General features: G+C 58.9%; 13 protein-coding genes. 11 read left to right on the plus strand and 2 right to left on the minus strand.

Translation table 11 applies throughout. The features are described from left to right. The first annotated feature begins 142 nt into the window (after positions 1 to 142). On the plus strand, positions 143 to 1,042 hold the full coding sequence (gene nhaR / locus AC2CGQ_RS18140; protein ID WP_004932962.1) for a transcriptional activator NhaR: 900 nt from the start codon (positions 143 to 145) through the stop codon (positions 1,040 to 1,042). A gap of 71 nt (positions 1,043 to 1,113) precedes the next feature. On the opposite strand, the gene rpsT is transcribed toward nhaR, so the two are convergent. Next, positions 1,114 to 1,377, minus strand: coding sequence for a 30S ribosomal protein S20 (rpsT, locus tag AC2CGQ_RS18145; protein ID WP_004932960.1), 264 nt, complete (start codon positions 1,375 to 1,377; stop codon positions 1,114 to 1,116). A 390-nt stretch (positions 1,378 to 1,767) separates the two neighbouring features. Between rpsT and ribF the strand changes: the two genes are divergently transcribed. The 5 genes from ribF (at position 1,768) to ispH (ending at position 7,608) form a co-directional block, all read left to right on the plus strand. Beyond that, positions 1,768 to 2,706, plus strand: a complete 939-nt coding sequence (ribF, locus tag AC2CGQ_RS18150; protein WP_015376612.1) for a bifunctional riboflavin kinase/FAD synthetase — start codon at positions 1,768 to 1,770, stop codon at positions 2,704 to 2,706. Positions 2,707 to 2,862: 156 nt separating this feature from the next. Beyond that, positions 2,863 to 5,679, plus strand: coding sequence for an isoleucine--tRNA ligase (gene ileS / locus AC2CGQ_RS18155; RefSeq protein ID WP_103085935.1), 2,817 nt, complete (start codon positions 2,863 to 2,865; stop codon positions 5,677 to 5,679). 13 nt (positions 5,680 to 5,692) lie between these two features. Beyond that, on the plus strand, positions 5,693 to 6,202 hold the full coding sequence (gene lspA / locus AC2CGQ_RS18160) for a signal peptidase II (protein ID WP_004932951.1): 510 nt from the start codon (positions 5,693 to 5,695) through the stop codon (positions 6,200 to 6,202). A gap of 1 nt (position 6,203) precedes the next feature. Then, on the plus strand, positions 6,204 to 6,674 hold the full coding sequence (gene fkpB / locus AC2CGQ_RS18165) for an FKBP-type peptidyl-prolyl cis-trans isomerase (protein WP_004932949.1): 471 nt from the start codon (positions 6,204 to 6,206) through the stop codon (positions 6,672 to 6,674). Continuing rightward, positions 6,655 to 7,608 carry a 4-hydroxy-3-methylbut-2-enyl diphosphate reductase gene (ispH, locus tag AC2CGQ_RS18170; protein WP_004932946.1) on the plus strand — a complete coding sequence of 318 codons (954 nt, stop codon included), beginning with the start codon at positions 6,655 to 6,657 and terminating at the stop codon, positions 7,606 to 7,608. Before fkpB ends, ispH begins: the two co-directional genes overlap by 20 nt. Before the next feature lie 271 nt (positions 7,609 to 7,879). Here ispH and AC2CGQ_RS18175 read toward each other — a convergent pair whose 3' ends face one another. Next, positions 7,880 to 8,806: a LysR family transcriptional regulator gene (locus AC2CGQ_RS18175; RefSeq protein ID WP_004932941.1), complete on the minus strand. Its 927-nt coding sequence runs from the start codon at positions 8,804 to 8,806 to the stop codon at positions 7,880 to 7,882. Between the two features lie 191 nt (positions 8,807 to 8,997). On the opposite strand from AC2CGQ_RS18175, the gene pvcA reads away from it, so the two are divergent. The 5 genes from pvcA (at position 8,998) to carA (ending at position 14,914) form a co-directional block, all read left to right on the plus strand. After that, positions 8,998 to 9,966: an L-tyrosine isonitrile synthase gene (gene pvcA, locus AC2CGQ_RS18180; RefSeq protein WP_484593806.1), complete on the plus strand. Its 969-nt coding sequence runs from the start codon at positions 8,998 to 9,000 to the stop codon at positions 9,964 to 9,966. Between the two features lie 96 nt (positions 9,967 to 10,062). After that, positions 10,063 to 10,926, plus strand: coding sequence for a TauD/TfdA dioxygenase family protein (locus AC2CGQ_RS18185; RefSeq protein WP_015376614.1), 864 nt, complete (start codon positions 10,063 to 10,065; stop codon positions 10,924 to 10,926). 24 nt (positions 10,927 to 10,950) lie between these two features. Beyond that, a complete protein-coding gene (locus tag AC2CGQ_RS18190) occupies positions 10,951 to 12,210 on the plus strand; it encodes a glycosyltransferase (protein ID WP_484593823.1) in 1,260 nt (419 codons plus the stop codon). A gap of 263 nt (positions 12,211 to 12,473) precedes the next feature. Beyond that, positions 12,474 to 13,295 carry a 4-hydroxy-tetrahydrodipicolinate reductase gene (gene dapB / locus AC2CGQ_RS18195; protein ID WP_484593807.1) on the plus strand — a complete coding sequence of 274 codons (822 nt, stop codon included), beginning with the start codon at positions 12,474 to 12,476 and terminating at the stop codon, positions 13,293 to 13,295. Between the two features lie 470 nt (positions 13,296 to 13,765). Then, positions 13,766 to 14,914 carry a glutamine-hydrolyzing carbamoyl-phosphate synthase small subunit gene (carA, locus tag AC2CGQ_RS18200; protein ID WP_004932920.1) on the plus strand — a complete coding sequence of 383 codons (1,149 nt, stop codon included), beginning with the start codon at positions 13,766 to 13,768 and terminating at the stop codon, positions 14,912 to 14,914. Positions 14,915 to 14,930: the final 16 nt, after the last annotated feature.

The following is a 14,930-nucleotide window of genomic DNA, read 5'->3' on the forward strand; positions in this document are numbered from 1 at the left end:
TACGGTATAAAATATGTGCAGCTTCGGCCGTTCTTCGTTGGGACTAATGGGGCTATACGTTGTCTGAAGCAGGGAAAGGAAGTTTGTCGCTCGTCACGGCACACCGTTTGCCGCTGCGAAACGTTGTTAAGGAGAGCCGCTCGTGAGGATGTCGCATATCAACTTTAATCACCTTTACTATTTCTGGCAGGTCTGCAAGGCCGGTTCCGTGGTCGGTGCCGCCGAAGCGTTGTTTCTGACGCCGCAGACCATCACCGGCCAGATCAAAGCGCTGGAAGAGCGGTTGGACGGCAAGCTGTTCAAACGCCAGGGGCGCGGGTTGGTGCCTTCGGAGCTGGGGCAGCTGGTGTTCCGCTATGCCGACAAGATGTTCATGCTCAGCCAGGAAATGCTGGATATCGTCAACTACCGCAAAGAGTCCAACCTGTTGTTCGACGTCGGCGTGGCGGACGCGCTGTCGAAGCGGCTGGTCAGCCAGGTATTGGAAACGGCGGTGGTGGTGGACAACGAGCAGATCCACCTGCGTTGCTTTGAATCGACGCACGAGATGCTGCTGGAGCAGCTCAGCCAGCACAAGCTGGATATGATCCTGTCGGATTGCCCGGTGGACTCTAGCCAGCAGGAAGGGCTGTTCTCGCTGAAGCTGGGCGAGTGCGGCATCAGCTTTTTCTGTCGCCAGCCGGCGCCGGAGCTGCCGTTTCCGGCCTGTCTGGAGCAGCGCAAGCTGCTGATCCCCGGCCGTCGTTCGATGTTGGGGCGCAAGCTGCTCAACTGGTTCAATACGCAGGGTATTCAGGTGGAAATTCTGGGCGAGTTCGACGATGCGGCGCTGATGAAGGCCTTCGGCATGTACCACAATGCGATCTTCGTGGCGCCGACGCTGTATGCGCAGGATACCTACAACGATGACAACGTGGTGGAGATTGGGCGCATCGACAGCGTGCAGGAGGAGTATTACATCATCTTCGCCGAGCGCATGATCCAGCATCCGGCGGTGCAGCGCGTCTGCAACAAAGACTTCTCGGCGCTGTTTTCCTGCTAGCGGTTCACTGAACGCAGGACGTAAAAAAACCGGCCTGAGCCGGTTTTTTTATCAAGCAGATAACGAAATGCTTATTGCATTGCGTTGATGCGTGCAGTCAGGTTTGACTTATGACGCGCTGCTTTGTTTTTGTGGATCAGGCCTTTAGCTGCCTGACGGTCCACCAGTGGCTGCATTACCAGGAATGCATTTTGTGCTGCTTCTTTGTCGCCAGCTGCGATAGCTGCGTCTACCTTCTTGATGAAGGTACGCACCATTGAGCGACGGCTTGCGTTATGCTTGCGGCGTTTCTCAGACTGTACGGCGCGTTTCTTAGCTGATTTGATATTAGCCAAGGTCCAACTCCCAAATATATTCTATTGAGGACAATTCAAAGGCCGAGGAATATGCCCTTTTAGCCTTCGTTTGTCAATGGATTTGTGCAAATAAGCGCCGTTTGTACAGGCGGCACTCGCTACGTTGTGATGGCGCAGGATTTTACCAGCTTCGCTCTTGGGAATACAGTGTTTCGCGAGAAAATTCGCCAATGATTTGCCGCGGCGGGCGCAAGCCGTTGGCCGCGGTCGAGAATCGCCCCGGCAGCGCCGGATAAACTGTGGCGAAGCCGTTTCACGCACAGATTATCTCCGGTATGGTATGTCTATTACATAAAGGCACCAATCGCGGGTTAACCTTACCGGCTGTACAAGGTATAATCCGCCGATTTCCACTGTTTTGAGCCAGCTATGGAGCTAATTCGCGGCATTCACAATATCCGGGCGCGCCACCATGGTTGCGTGCTCACCATCGGCAACTTTGACGGCGTGCATCGCGGCCATCAGGCGTTGCTGGAACAGTTGAAGCAACAGGGGAAACGCCTCGGGCTGCCGGTGATGGTCATGATCTTTGAGCCGCAGCCGCTGGAGATGTTCGCCGCAGACAAAGCGCCGGCCCGCTTGACGCGCCTGCGCGACAAGGCCAACTATCTGGCGCAGGCGGGCGTCGATTACCTGCTGTGCGTCAAGTTCGATCCGCGTTTCGCCGCCAACACCGCGCAGGCGTTCGTCGCCGAGCTGCTGGTGGAAAAATTGGGCGTCAAATTCCTGATGGTGGGGGATGATTTTCGCTTTGGCGCCGGGCGTCAGGGCGATTTTCCGCTATTGCAGCAGGCCGGAAAAGAGTACGGCTTCGACGTGGTCAGTACCCCGACCTTCCGCGAAGGCGAGCGGCGCATCAGCAGCACCGCGATCCGCACCGCGCTGAGCGAGGACGATCTGCCGCTGGCGGAGACCCTGCTGGGCCACCCGTACAGCATTTCCGGGCGCGTGGTGCACGGCGACGAGCTGGGGCGCACCATCGGCTTCCCGACTGCCAATTTGCCGCTCAAGCGTCTGGTGGCACCGGTGAAAGGAGTGTATGCGGTGGAAGTGTACGGCCTGGGGCCGAAGCCGCTGCCGGGCGTGGCCAATATCGGCACGCGCCCGACCGTCGCCGGCGTGCGCCAGCAGCTGGAAGTGCATCTGCTGGATGTCACAATGGATCTTTACGGGCGCCATATTGAGGTGGTGCTCCGCGCAAAATTGCGCAATGAACAGCGGTTTGCTTCGCTCGATGCCCTTAAGCAGCAAATCGCCAATGATGTGGTGACGGCCCGGAAGTTCTTCGGGTTAAAAACACTGGTTTAATCGTTTACCCTAAACAATTCGAGTTGCATCGCGGCGGCAACCGCGCGAACCCCGATGAGCTTGCATAGGCAAGTGATTCGGGTGAGAAAGGGCGGCCGACAAAGATGCAGCTTGAAGTGTGACGGGTAAATAGCCGAAAACGGAAACGAGAATCTCATGAGTGACTACAAGAATACCCTGAACTTGCCGGAAACAGGGTTCCCGATGCGCGGCGATCTCGCCAAGCGCGAACCTGGCATGCTGCAACGTTGGTATGAACAGGATCTGTACGGGATTATTCGTACTGCCAAAAAGGGCAAAAAAACCTTCATTTTGCATGACGGCCCTCCGTATGCGAACGGCAGCATTCACATTGGTCACTCGGTTAACAAGATTCTCAAAGACATTATCATCAAGTCGAAAGGGATGGCCGGCTTCGACTCGCCTTATGTACCGGGTTGGGACTGCCACGGCCTGCCGATCGAACTGAAGGTTGAGCAACTGTACGGCAAGCCGGGCGAGAAGCTGACGGCGGCCGAGTTCCGCCAGAAGTGCCGCGAGTACGCGGCCGAGCAGGTTGAAGGCCAGAAGAAGGACTTCATCCGTCTGGGCGTGTTGGGCGACTGGGATCGTCCGTACCTGACGATGGACTTCAAAACCGAAGCCAACATCATCCGCGCGCTGGGCAAGATCATCAGCAACGGCCACCTGCTGAAAGGCGCCAAGCCGGTTCACTGGTGCACCGACTGCGGCTCGTCGCTGGCGGAAGCGGAAGTGGAGTACTACGACAAGACTTCGCCGTCGATCGACGTGAGCTTCCATGCGGCCGACGCGGCTGCCGTGGCGGCCAAGTTCGGCGTGAGCCACTTCAACGGCGCCATCTCGCTGGTTATCTGGACCACCACGCCGTGGACCTTGCCGGCCAACCGCGCGATCTCGCTGCACCCGGACTTCACCTATCAGCTGGTGCAGGTTGACGGCCAGTGCCTGATCCTGGCGGCCGAACTGGTGGAAAGCGTGATGAAACGCGCCGGCATCACCGAGTGGACGGTGCTGGGCAGCTGCAAAGGCGCCGATCTGGAGCTGCTGCGCTTCAAACACCCGTTCATGGACTTCGACGTGCCGGCAATCCTCGGCGAGCACGTGACGCTGGACGCCGGTACCGGTGCGGTGCATACCGCGCCGGGCCACGGCCCGGACGACTTCGTGATCGGCCAGAAATACGGCCTGGAAGTGGCCAACCCGGTAGGGCCGAACGGCTGCTACCTGACCGGCACCTACCCGCTGCTGGACGGCAAGTTCGTCTTCAAGGCCAACGATCTGATCGTCGATCTGCTGCGTGACAAAGGCGCGCTGCTGCACGTCGAGAAGTTCCTGCACAGCTATCCGTGCTGCTGGCGCCACAAGACGCCAATCATCTTCCGCGCCACGCCGCAATGGTTCATCAGCATGGATCAGAAAGGCCTGCGTCAGCAGTCGCTGGAAGAGATCAAGGGCGTGCAGTGGATCCCGGATTGGGGCCAGGCGCGCATCGAAATGATGGTCGCCAACCGCCCGGACTGGTGTATCTCGCGTCAGCGCACCTGGGGCGTGCCGATGTCGCTGTTCGTGCATAAAGAGACCGAGCAGCTGCACCCGCGCAGCGTTGAGCTGATGGAAGAAGTGGCCAAGCGCGTTGAGCAGGACGGCATTCAGGCCTGGTGGGATCTGGACGCGGCCGACATCCTCGGCGCGGAAGCCGCCGACTACGTGAAAGTGCCGGATACGCTGGACGTGTGGTTCGACTCCGGCTCCACTCACGCTTCGGTGGTTGACGTGCGCCCTGAGTTTAACGGTCACGGCGCCGACATGTATCTGGAAGGCTCCGACCAGCATCGCGGCTGGTTCATGTCCTCGCTGATGATTTCCACCGCGATGAAGGGCAAGGCGCCGTACAAGGAAGTGCTGACCCACGGCTTCACCGTCGACGGCCAGGGCCGCAAGATGTCCAAGTCGATCGGCAACACCGTCAGCCCGCAGGACGTGATGAACAAGCTGGGCGGCGACATTCTGCGTCTGTGGGTGGCGTCGACCGATTACACCGGCGAGATCGCGGTGTCCGACGAGATCCTCAAGCGTTCTGCCGACTCTTATCGCCGCATCCGCAACACCGCGCGCTTCCTGCTGGCCAACCTGAACGGGTTCGAGCCGAGCACCGATTGCGTGGCGCCTGAAGACATGGTAGTGCTGGATCGCTGGGCGGTCGGCCGCGCGCTGGCGGCGCAGCAGGATATCGAGCAGGCTTACGCCAACTACGATTTCCACGAAGTGGTGCAGCGCCTGATGCAGTTCTGCTCGGTCGAGATGGGCTCCTTCTACCTGGATATCATCAAGGATCGTCAGTACACCGCCAAGAGCGACAGCGTCGCTCGCCGCAGCTGCCAGACCGCGCTGTATCACATCGTCGAAGCGCTGGTGCGCTGGATGGCGCCGATCATGTCGTTCACCGCAGACGAGATCTGGGGCTTCATGCCGGGCAAACGCGCGCAGTACGTGTTCACTGAAGAGTGGTACGACGGCCTGTTCGGGCTGGCGGAAGGCGAGCCGATGAACGACGCTTTCTGGGCTGAGCTGCTGAAAGTGCGCGGTGAAGTGAACAAGGTGCTGGAGCAGGCGCGTGCCGACAAACGCCTCGGCGGTTCGCTGGAAGCGGCGGTGACGCTGTATGCCGACAGCGAGTTGGTGGCGCGTCTGAACAGCCTGCAGGATGAGCTGCGCTTTGTGTTGTTGACCTCTGCGGCAAGCGTTGCGCCATTGGCGGATGCGCCGGCCGATGCGCAGGCCTCCGAGCTGCTGAAAGGGCTGAAGATCGCCTTCAGCACAGCGCCAGGTGAGAAGTGCCCGCGCTGCTGGCATTACACCACCGATATCGGCCTGGTGGCGGAGCATGCAGACATCTGCGGCCGCTGTGTGAGCAACGTCGCCGGTGACGGCGAGAAGCGTAACTTTGCCTGAGAACTTGCGCCTGATGAGTAAACCAATTTGTTCGACCGGCCTGCGTTGGCTGTGGGTTGTAGTGGCGGTGCTGGCGCTGGATTTCGGCAGCAAACAGTGGATCCTCGCTAACTTTACGCTGGGCCAGTCCCAGCCGTTGATCCCGTCGTTCAACCTGTTTTACGCGCGCAACTACGGCGCCGCGTTCAGCTTCCTGGCCGACCATGGCGGCTGGCAGCGCTGGTTCTTTGCCGGCATCGCCATCGCCATCGTCGCAGTGCTGCTGGTGATGATGTACCGCAGCACCGCGCAGCAGAAGCTGAACAACATCGCCTACGCCTTTATTATCGGCGGGGCGTTGGGCAACCTGTTCGATCGCCTGTGGCACGGTTTCGTGGTCGACTTCATCGACTTCTACGTCGGTGATTGGCACTACCCGACCTTTAATCTGGCGGACAGCTTTATCTGCGTGGGTGCGGCGATGATCGTGCTGGAAGGTTTCCTGTCGCCGGCGAGCAAAGGCGCAAAGAGCAAAGGTGAGTAATATGACGGCTCAGGTTATCAGTGACAGCGCGGTGCTGGTTCACTTCACGCTGAAACTGGAAGACGGTTCGACCGCCGAATCCACCCGCAGCAGCGGCAAACCGGCGCTGTTCCGCCTGGGTGACGGCAGCCTGTCGGCGCCGCTGGAAGAGCAACTGCTCGGCCTGCGCGCGGGCGACAAGTGCGCCTTTACCCTGCAGCCGGAAGCGGCGTTCGGCGCGGAGAACCCGGATCTGGTCCAGTTCTTCTCGCGCCGCGACTTCGCGGAAACCGGCGTGCCGGACGTGGGCACCATCATGCTGTTTACCGCCATCGACGGCAGTGAAATGCCGGGCGTGGTGCGCGCAGTGGCGGAAGATTCGATCACCGTCGATTTCAACCATCCGCTGGCGGGTCATCCGGTGACCTTCGACATCGAAGTGCTGGAGATCGATCCGCAGCAGGAGGAGACGCATGCAAATATTGCTGGCTAACCCGCGCGGCTTCTGCGCCGGGGTCGATCGTGCGATCAGCATCGTGGAACGCGCGCTGGAGCTGTATGGCGCGCCGATCTACGTGCGACATGAAGTGGTGCACAACCGCTACGTGGTCGACAGCCTGCGTGAGCGCGGCGCGGTGTTTATCGAAGAGATCGCCGAAGTGCCGGACGGCTCTATCCTGATCTTTTCGGCGCACGGCGTTTCTCAGGCGGTGCGCGCCGAAGCCAAGGCGCGCGATCTGACCATGCTGTTCGACGCCACCTGTCCGCTGGTGACCAAGGTGCATATGGAAGTGGCGCGCGCCAGCCGCCGCGGCACCGAAGCGATTTTGATCGGTCACGCCGGGCACCCGGAGGTGGAAGGCACCATGGGCCAGTACAGCAATCCGCAGGGCGGCATGTACCTGGTCGAGTCGCCGGATGACGTGTGGAAGCTGCAGGTGAAAGACGAAAACAACCTGTGCTTCATGACGCAGACCACGCTGTCGGTGGATGATACCTCGGACGTAATAGACGCGCTGCGTCAACGCTTCCCGAGCATTATCGGTCCGCGCAAGGATGACATTTGCTACGCCACCACCAACCGTCAGGAAGCGGTGCGCAACCTGGCCGGCGATGCGGACGTGGTGCTGGTGGTGGGGTCGAAGAACTCCTCCAACTCTAACCGTCTGGCGGAACTGGCGCAGCGCGTCGGCAAACCGGCTTATCTGATCGATTCGGCGGCGGATATTCAGGAAAGCTGGCTGAGCGAAGCGCGCAATATCGGCGTTACCGCCGGCGCCTCGGCACCGGATGTACTGGTGCAGGAGGTGATCTCCCGCCTGAAAGCGCTGGGCGGCCTGGACGTGCATGAAATCAGCGGGCGTGAAGAGAACATCGTGTTCGAAGTGCCGAAAGAGCTGCGCGTGGACGTCCGTCAGATTGACTGAGGTGCGTGAGTGAATGACAACGGGGAGCTTAGGCTTCCCTTTTTTTTTGGAATGCCAACGGCATTAAAAATAAAATGCTGAGTATATTCAAATTTTCTGCTAACTAAAGTCAAATTTATTCTGAGTATTTGAAATAGCGGTGGCGTCATTAATTATATAGGCTGAATGAAGTCATTAAATAGAATATCATTAGGCTGCAATCTAAATAGGGCCTGGTGTCGTCAACGTGATTACAATAATTACAATAGTAGTCTTGCAGATGTTTCTTATTTTATTCTTGTCGAATCTGTTCTAGGTCGTTTAATCCTTTCTCCTTTAAATAGAGCTTCATATGCTCCAGCAATCGCCGGACTTTTAATGGCTGGATCTCCCGTCGCGGCATAATGGCATAGCAATTAATTTCCGGTAATCGCCAGTCGGGCAATATTTCAATCAGCTCGCCGCTGCGCAACTCTCGCTCGACGTTGGCGAAGAAATTGCGAATGATGCCTTTGCCGGTCAGCGCCAGCTCCTTCATCGCCATGCCGCTGTTGGTGAACAGTCGCCCGGTCATGCGCATGCGGTGCTCGCCGCCGTCGCGATGGATCAGGCGAACAAACTGCGGATTGCCGAGCGGCGTAAAGGTGACCCAATGATGATGGGTCAGCGCCTGAGGCGAATCCGGCACCCCGTGGTGTGCCAGGTAGGCCGGGGACGCGCACAGCACTTCGCGGCAGCGCGCCAGCCGCGTTGAGACGTAGCTGGAGTCAGCCAGCGCGCCGCCGCGTATCGCCAGATCGATGCGTTGCGCGATGAGGTCTATTCTCTCATCGTGGATTTCCAACCGCAGCGTGATGCGCGGGTGCTCGTCGAGGAAGCTCTGCAGCGCCGGCACCAGATAATGGGTGGCGAATTCGGTCGAGGTGGCGACGCGCAGTTCACCGACCAGCTCGCCGCGCAGCGCGGCGATCCGCTGTTGCCCGCGCTCGGCGGCGTGGATCATCAGCAGACAATCTTCATAAAAGCACAATCCGGCTTCGGTCAGGCTCAATGAGCGCGTCGATCGCAACAGTAATTGAATGCCCAGATGTTCCTCCAGTTGGCGAATATGCTGGCTGACGGCCGATGTCGTCATGCCCAATTCTTTTGCCGCCATGCTGAATGCGCCACAATCGACCACTTTTGAGAAAATGGCCATGCGTTTTAAAATATTGCTCATAGTTTGTTAAGCACAACTTAACCTAGATTGTGATTTATACGGGCTAATAATATAGCACCATCTTTCCTATATTGCCTGAAGCATATAAACGACGGGCTGATTATTATTTTGCATGCGCTTTATCTCTTTTTGATAAATCTTATTGCGCTTGCCAATAATACACCCGCGCCACATCGCAACAGGAGCTCATTGTGGATAGCGCACAGAAAAAAGAAGAAATAGCATTAAAAATCCTACGTGAATTATTGCAATATCGACGTCGCCTCATCGCCGACGATGCCTCTCTGGCTGAAGAAGAGCGGCAGGTCACTCAGGTGCAATTGCCGCGCATTCGGGCATTCATTGAAAACGACCAGCGCATCGAATGCGTGCTGCCAGCTTTTCCGACCAAGTCACCCAACGCCAATAAGGTGATAGGCGCGGCGCCGGACATGGCGGAGCGGCTGTCGCTGATCTTCCTGAACTCGCTGTGCCAGCGCATTCAACTCTATTACCCGCCGGGCGCGCATATCGTTATCTGTTCCGACGGCCACGTGTTCGGCGATCTGATCCGCGTCAGCGACGAAGCGATCAACCATTATCAACGTGAGATTGAAAGCCTGCTGCATGAAGTGGGCGCGACGCATCTCAGCGTATTCAACCTCGGCGACGTCAAAGGCCTGGCGGAGCATACCGATGACTACGATCTGCTGCGCCGGCTGTTGGTGGACGGCTATGCCGAATCGGAAGAGGCGATCAAGCGCCAGCTGATGCAGGACGAGCAGGGATTAATGCTGTATCGCGCCATCACGCGCTTCTTGTATGAAGACAGCCAGCTGCCGGGCTACAGCGGTTCCAACGCCGCGCTGCAAAAAGACGCCAAACGGCGCGCCTGCGGCGTTATCCAGCGCAGCTGGGCCTGGGGCAACCTGCTGGCCCAGCATTTCCCGGCGGCGATCCGCCTGTCGATTCACCCGCAGCCGGCCGACAGCCTGAAGATAGGCATCCACATGATGCCGACCAAAGACGACTGGCTGACGCCGTGGCATGGCGTGGCAGCCAACGTGAACGGCCAGTTCGTGCTGATGAAGCGTAAAGATGCGCAGAGCCTGGACGGCGAATTGGTGGAGATCCGCGGCACGCCGAGCCATTACCTGATCGAACAACCGCAGATGGCCTGAGGCCGCTGCAGGCTTTTGCGCCCGAAATCCTGGCGGACGCGTTTTTGACGGCACGTTGCCGTGTGAGCAGCACATTCGATGCAAGGAGAATCACCGATGAATAACCAACCGCTTAATTGCCATATTCAACCGAATACCCCGTTCGGCGCGATCCTGACGCCGCAGCATCCGGGGCAAAAGATCGGCGAACTGCCGGTGGCAGCGCTGCGGGCGCTGGCGCAGGAGCATCACTTGCTGGTGCTGCGCGGATTCGACTCCGGTTTTAGCGATGGGGAGGTTTTGACGCGCTACGCCGAGCAGTGGGGCGAGATCATGATGTGGCCGTTTGGCGCGGTGCTGGACGTGAAGGAACATCCGGACGCCAAGGATCATATTTTCGACAGCAGCTACGTCCCGCTGCATTGGGATGGCATGTATAAGCCGACTATTCCCGAGTTCCAGCTGTTCCACTGCGTGGCGGCGCCGTCGCCGGACGAAGGCGGGTGCACTACCTTCGTCGACACCACGCGCTTGCTGGCCAATGCGGACGAAGCGTTGCTGGATCAGTGGCTGTCGGTCTCGATCACCTACCGCATCAAGCAGGTGGTGCACTACGGCGGTGAAGTCTGTTCGCCGCTGGTGGTGCAGCACCCGAACGGCAGGGGCTTGATCATGCGCTACAATGAACCGCCGACGGAGGGGAAAAAATTCCTCAATCAACATGCGCTGGAATATCACGGCGTGCCGGAACAACAGCAGGAACAGTTCCACCACACTCTGCAGCAGCATCTGTACGATCCGCGTCACTATTATGCCCACCAATGGCAACAGGGTGACGTGGTGGTGGCGGACAACTTCTCGCTGTTGCACGGCCGCGAGGGCTTTACCGCCCGTTCCGCGCGTCATTTGCAGCGCGTGCATATTCAAAGCAATCCGGTGTGCGCCAATCTGGCGCTGAAGCCGGCTAACACAGAAGCGTAAAGGAGCATTATGGCAAGGATATTGATGGCGGCAGTCGCCACTCCGGGGCACGTTTACCCGATGTTGGCCATCGCTCGACACCTGATTGCCCAAGGGCATCAGGTGCGGATGATGACCGGCGCGCTGTTTCGCGAACGCGCCGAGGCGGCGGGCGCGAGCTTCGTGCCGTTCGACGCGCAGGTGGATTTCGATTACCGCCACCTGGAGCAGCACTTCCCCGAGCGCGCCGCCCTGCCGCCGGGCAATGCACAGATGGCGCTGGCGCTGAAAGATTTCTTCGCCGCGCCGATCCCGCTGCTGGATCGGCAACTGCGTGCGACTATCGCTGCCGAAGACACCGATCTGCTGATGGTGGAGAACTGCTTCTACGGCGTGCTGCCGCTGCTGCAGTCTGCCGAACGGCCGCCGGTCTTCGGTATCGGCGTTACGCCGCTGTCGTATTCTTCGCGCGATGCTATTTTTTATGGCCCGCGCATCCCGCCGGCGCTGCTGCCGCAGGCGTTGACCCGTGAGCAGCTGGTGGATGAAGAAACGCGCGTGCTGCTCGATGAAGTACAGCAGAGCTTCGATGCGGCGCTGGTGCAGGCGGGCGGGCGGGCGCTGGATCGCCCGTTCACCGACGCGCTGATCGGCGGCTGCGAGCGTTTCCTGCAGCTGGCTACCACGGCGCTGGAATATGAGCGCGACGATCTGCCGAGCGGCGTGCGCTTCGTCGGCCCGCTGCGCAGCGGCGGCCAGCCGGCGTCGGAAGAGACGCTGTGGGAGGCGGACGACCGCCGGCCGCTGGTGATCGTGTCTCAGGGCACGTTGGCCAATGTCGATTTGCATCAGCTGATCGTGCCGACGCTGCAGGCGCTGGCGCATCTGCCGGTGCGGGTGTTGGCCACCACCGGCGGGCGGGCGACGGAAGGACTGATGGACGCGTTGCCGGACAACGCCCGAGTGCGGGCGTTCATCTCCTTCGAACGCTGGTTGCCGCAGGCGGCGCTGCTGATCACCAACGGCGGTTACGGCTCGATCAACTATGCGCTGGACAGCGGCGTGCCGCTGATCGTCGCCGGCACCGGCGAGGACAAGCTGGAGGCGGCCGCGCGCGTGGTGGCCGCCGGCTGCGGCATCAGCCTGCATACCAGCACGCCAAGCCCTGAACAGATCCTGGCGGCGGCGACGCGCATTCTGCAGCAGCCGATCTATCGCCGGCGCGCGGCGCTGGTGCGTGAGGACTATGCCCGCCACGATGCGCTGACGGCGATCGCCAACGAAGTGGCCGCCATTACCGCCTGACATCGCCGCACTCCGTTCCTCAGGCGCCGTTTTCGGCGCCTTTTTTCTGCATTTTTTTGCCATGGAAACTGCATGATTATGTACAATCGTCGCAGGCCGCCAAATCGGTTGAATGTTAATCTCACGACAGCGCCGCTGATGAAAGCGGGGGAATATCATAATTTTCTAATTATGAAATGAATCCTCTGGCGGCGCTGCAGCGGGGCAGTTACCCTGAATCGATAGCCTAATGGGATAGGCGTCAAATCAAGAAGAGAGCGAGCATGAGTGATTCACAAATCCGCATTGCGATTGCGGGCGCCGGCGGCCGGATGGGCCGTCAGTTGATCCAGGCGGTGCAGCAGGCGGAAGGCGTGGTGTTGGGCGCGGCGCTGTCGCGCCCGGGTTCAAGCCTGATCGGCGTCGATGCCGGCGAGTTGGCGGGCATTGGCGTGCTGGGCGTCAAGGTAAGCGACAGCCTGGAGAAAGTGGCGAGCGAGTTCGACATTTTGATCGACTTCACCCGCCCGGAAAGCACGCGGAACTACCTGGATTTTTGCGTGGCGCACCACAAGGCGATGGTGATTGGCACCACCGGCTTCGATGACGCGGGCAAGCAGGCGATCCGCGCTGCGGCGCAGCATATCGGCATCGTGTTCGCCGCCAACTTCAGCGTCGGCGTCAACCTGGTGCTGAAACTGCTGGAGAAGGCCGCGCAGGTGATGGGCGACTATACCGATATCGAAATCGTCGAGGCGCACCACCGCCACAAAGTGGATGCGCCGTCGGGCACGGCGTTGGCGATGGGCGAAGCGATCGCCGGCGCGCTGGGGCGCGATCTGAAAAGCTGTGCGGTCTATGCGCGCGAAGGCCATACCGGCGAGCGCGATCCGAAGAGCATCGGCTTTGCCACCATTCGCGCCGGCGACATCGTCGGCGAGCACACCGCGATGTTCGCCGACATCGGTGAACGGGTGGAAATTACCCATAAGGCTTCCAGCCGCATGACTTTTGCCAGCGGTGCGGTGCGCGCGGCTGCCTGGCTGCATAACCGGGATAAAGGTTTATTTGATATGCGCGACGTGTTGAATTTGGACCAGTTATAATTGATTTGCATACCATCGTGATGTGGTTGTATTGATCATAATGCTATGATAATCGGGCAATAATTTTATTGTCCTTTTTTTTAACATGATAAATATCATGTTGATTTTATTTCATTGCCAAAGCTGTTATTTGTCTGTGTTTACTTTGCTAATCATCTCCTTTTTTTCCACCCTCGGCTTTTTCAGCGTCTTTTTTGTCCCATTCCGGCGCTATTTTCCGTCATTCTTCCCCGCAACCGTTTTCCAGCCCCGGTTTTCTGTGTTTTTATCGCCGCTCAAGCCGCATGAGCGCCGAGAACTGCAAAAATAAAACAAAAAACGGCAGTTTGGGTAGACAAGCCAGGCACTCATCATTAAAATGCGCCCAATTTGCCAAAAATTGGCCTCGCGGACGGTTTTTGCATTGATTTAGATCGCGATATCTGAATTAATATGCAAATATTGTGATTGATTATTCCTTGGAGGGTGTTTTGATAAAGTCAGCGCTATTGGTTCTGGAAGACGGAACCCAATTCCACGGTCGGGCCATCGGGGCAGAGGGAACGGCAGTGGGGGAAGTGGTCTTCAATACGTCGATGACCGGTTATCAAGAAATCCTCACTGATCCTTCCTATTCCCGCCAGATCGTTACTCTTACTTATCCTCATATCGGCAATGTCGGCACCAATGCTTCCGACGAAGAATCCTCCGCAGTACACGCCCAAGGCCTCGTCATTCGTGACCTCCCGCTGATCGCCAGCAACTACCGCAATGAAGAAAGCCTGTCCGACTACCTCAAGCGTCACAACATCGTGGCGATCGCCGATATTGATACCCGTAAATTGACTCGCCTGCTGCGCGAAAAAGGCGCCCAGAACGGCTGCATCATCGCCGCCGATTCGCCGGACGCCGCGCTGGCCCTGGCCAAGGCGCAAGGTTTCCCGGGGTTGAAGGGCATGGATCTGGCGAAAGAGGTCACCACCCAAGAGGCCTACAGCTGGCAGCAAGGCAGCTGGACGCTTGAAGGCGACCTGCCCGAAGCCAAAACCGCCGCGGAACTGCCGTTCCACGTGGTGGCTTACGACTACGGCGCCAAGCGCAACATCCTGCGCATGCTGGTGGATCGCGGCTGCCGCCTGACCGTGGTGCCGGCGCAGACCCCGGCCGACGAGGTGCTGAAAATGAATCCGGACGGCATCTTCCTGTCCAACGGCCCGGGCGATCCGGAGCCGTGCGACTACGCCATCACCGCCATCAAACAGTTCCTGGAAACCGACATTCCGGTGTTTGGCATCTGCCTGGGCCACCAGCTGCTGGCGCTGGCCAGCGGGGCGAAAACCATGAAGATGAAGCTCGGCCACCACGGCGGCAACCACCCGGTGAAGGATCTGGACAACAACACCGTGATGATCACCGCGCAGAACCACGGCTTTGCGGTAGATGAGAACAATCTGCCGGCGAACCTGCGTGTGACGCACAAATCGCTGTTCGACCACACGGTGCAGGGCATTCACCGCACCGACAAAGCGGCGTTCAGCTTCCAGGGCCACCCGGAAGCCAGCCCAGGCCCGCACGACGCCGCGCCGCTGTTCGATCACTTTATCGAACTGATTGAGACTTACCGTTCTAACGCCAAATAATCAGGAGCAGTAAAAA

The sequence above is a fragment of the Serratia sp. DFXYC6 genome (assembly GCF_057196085.1).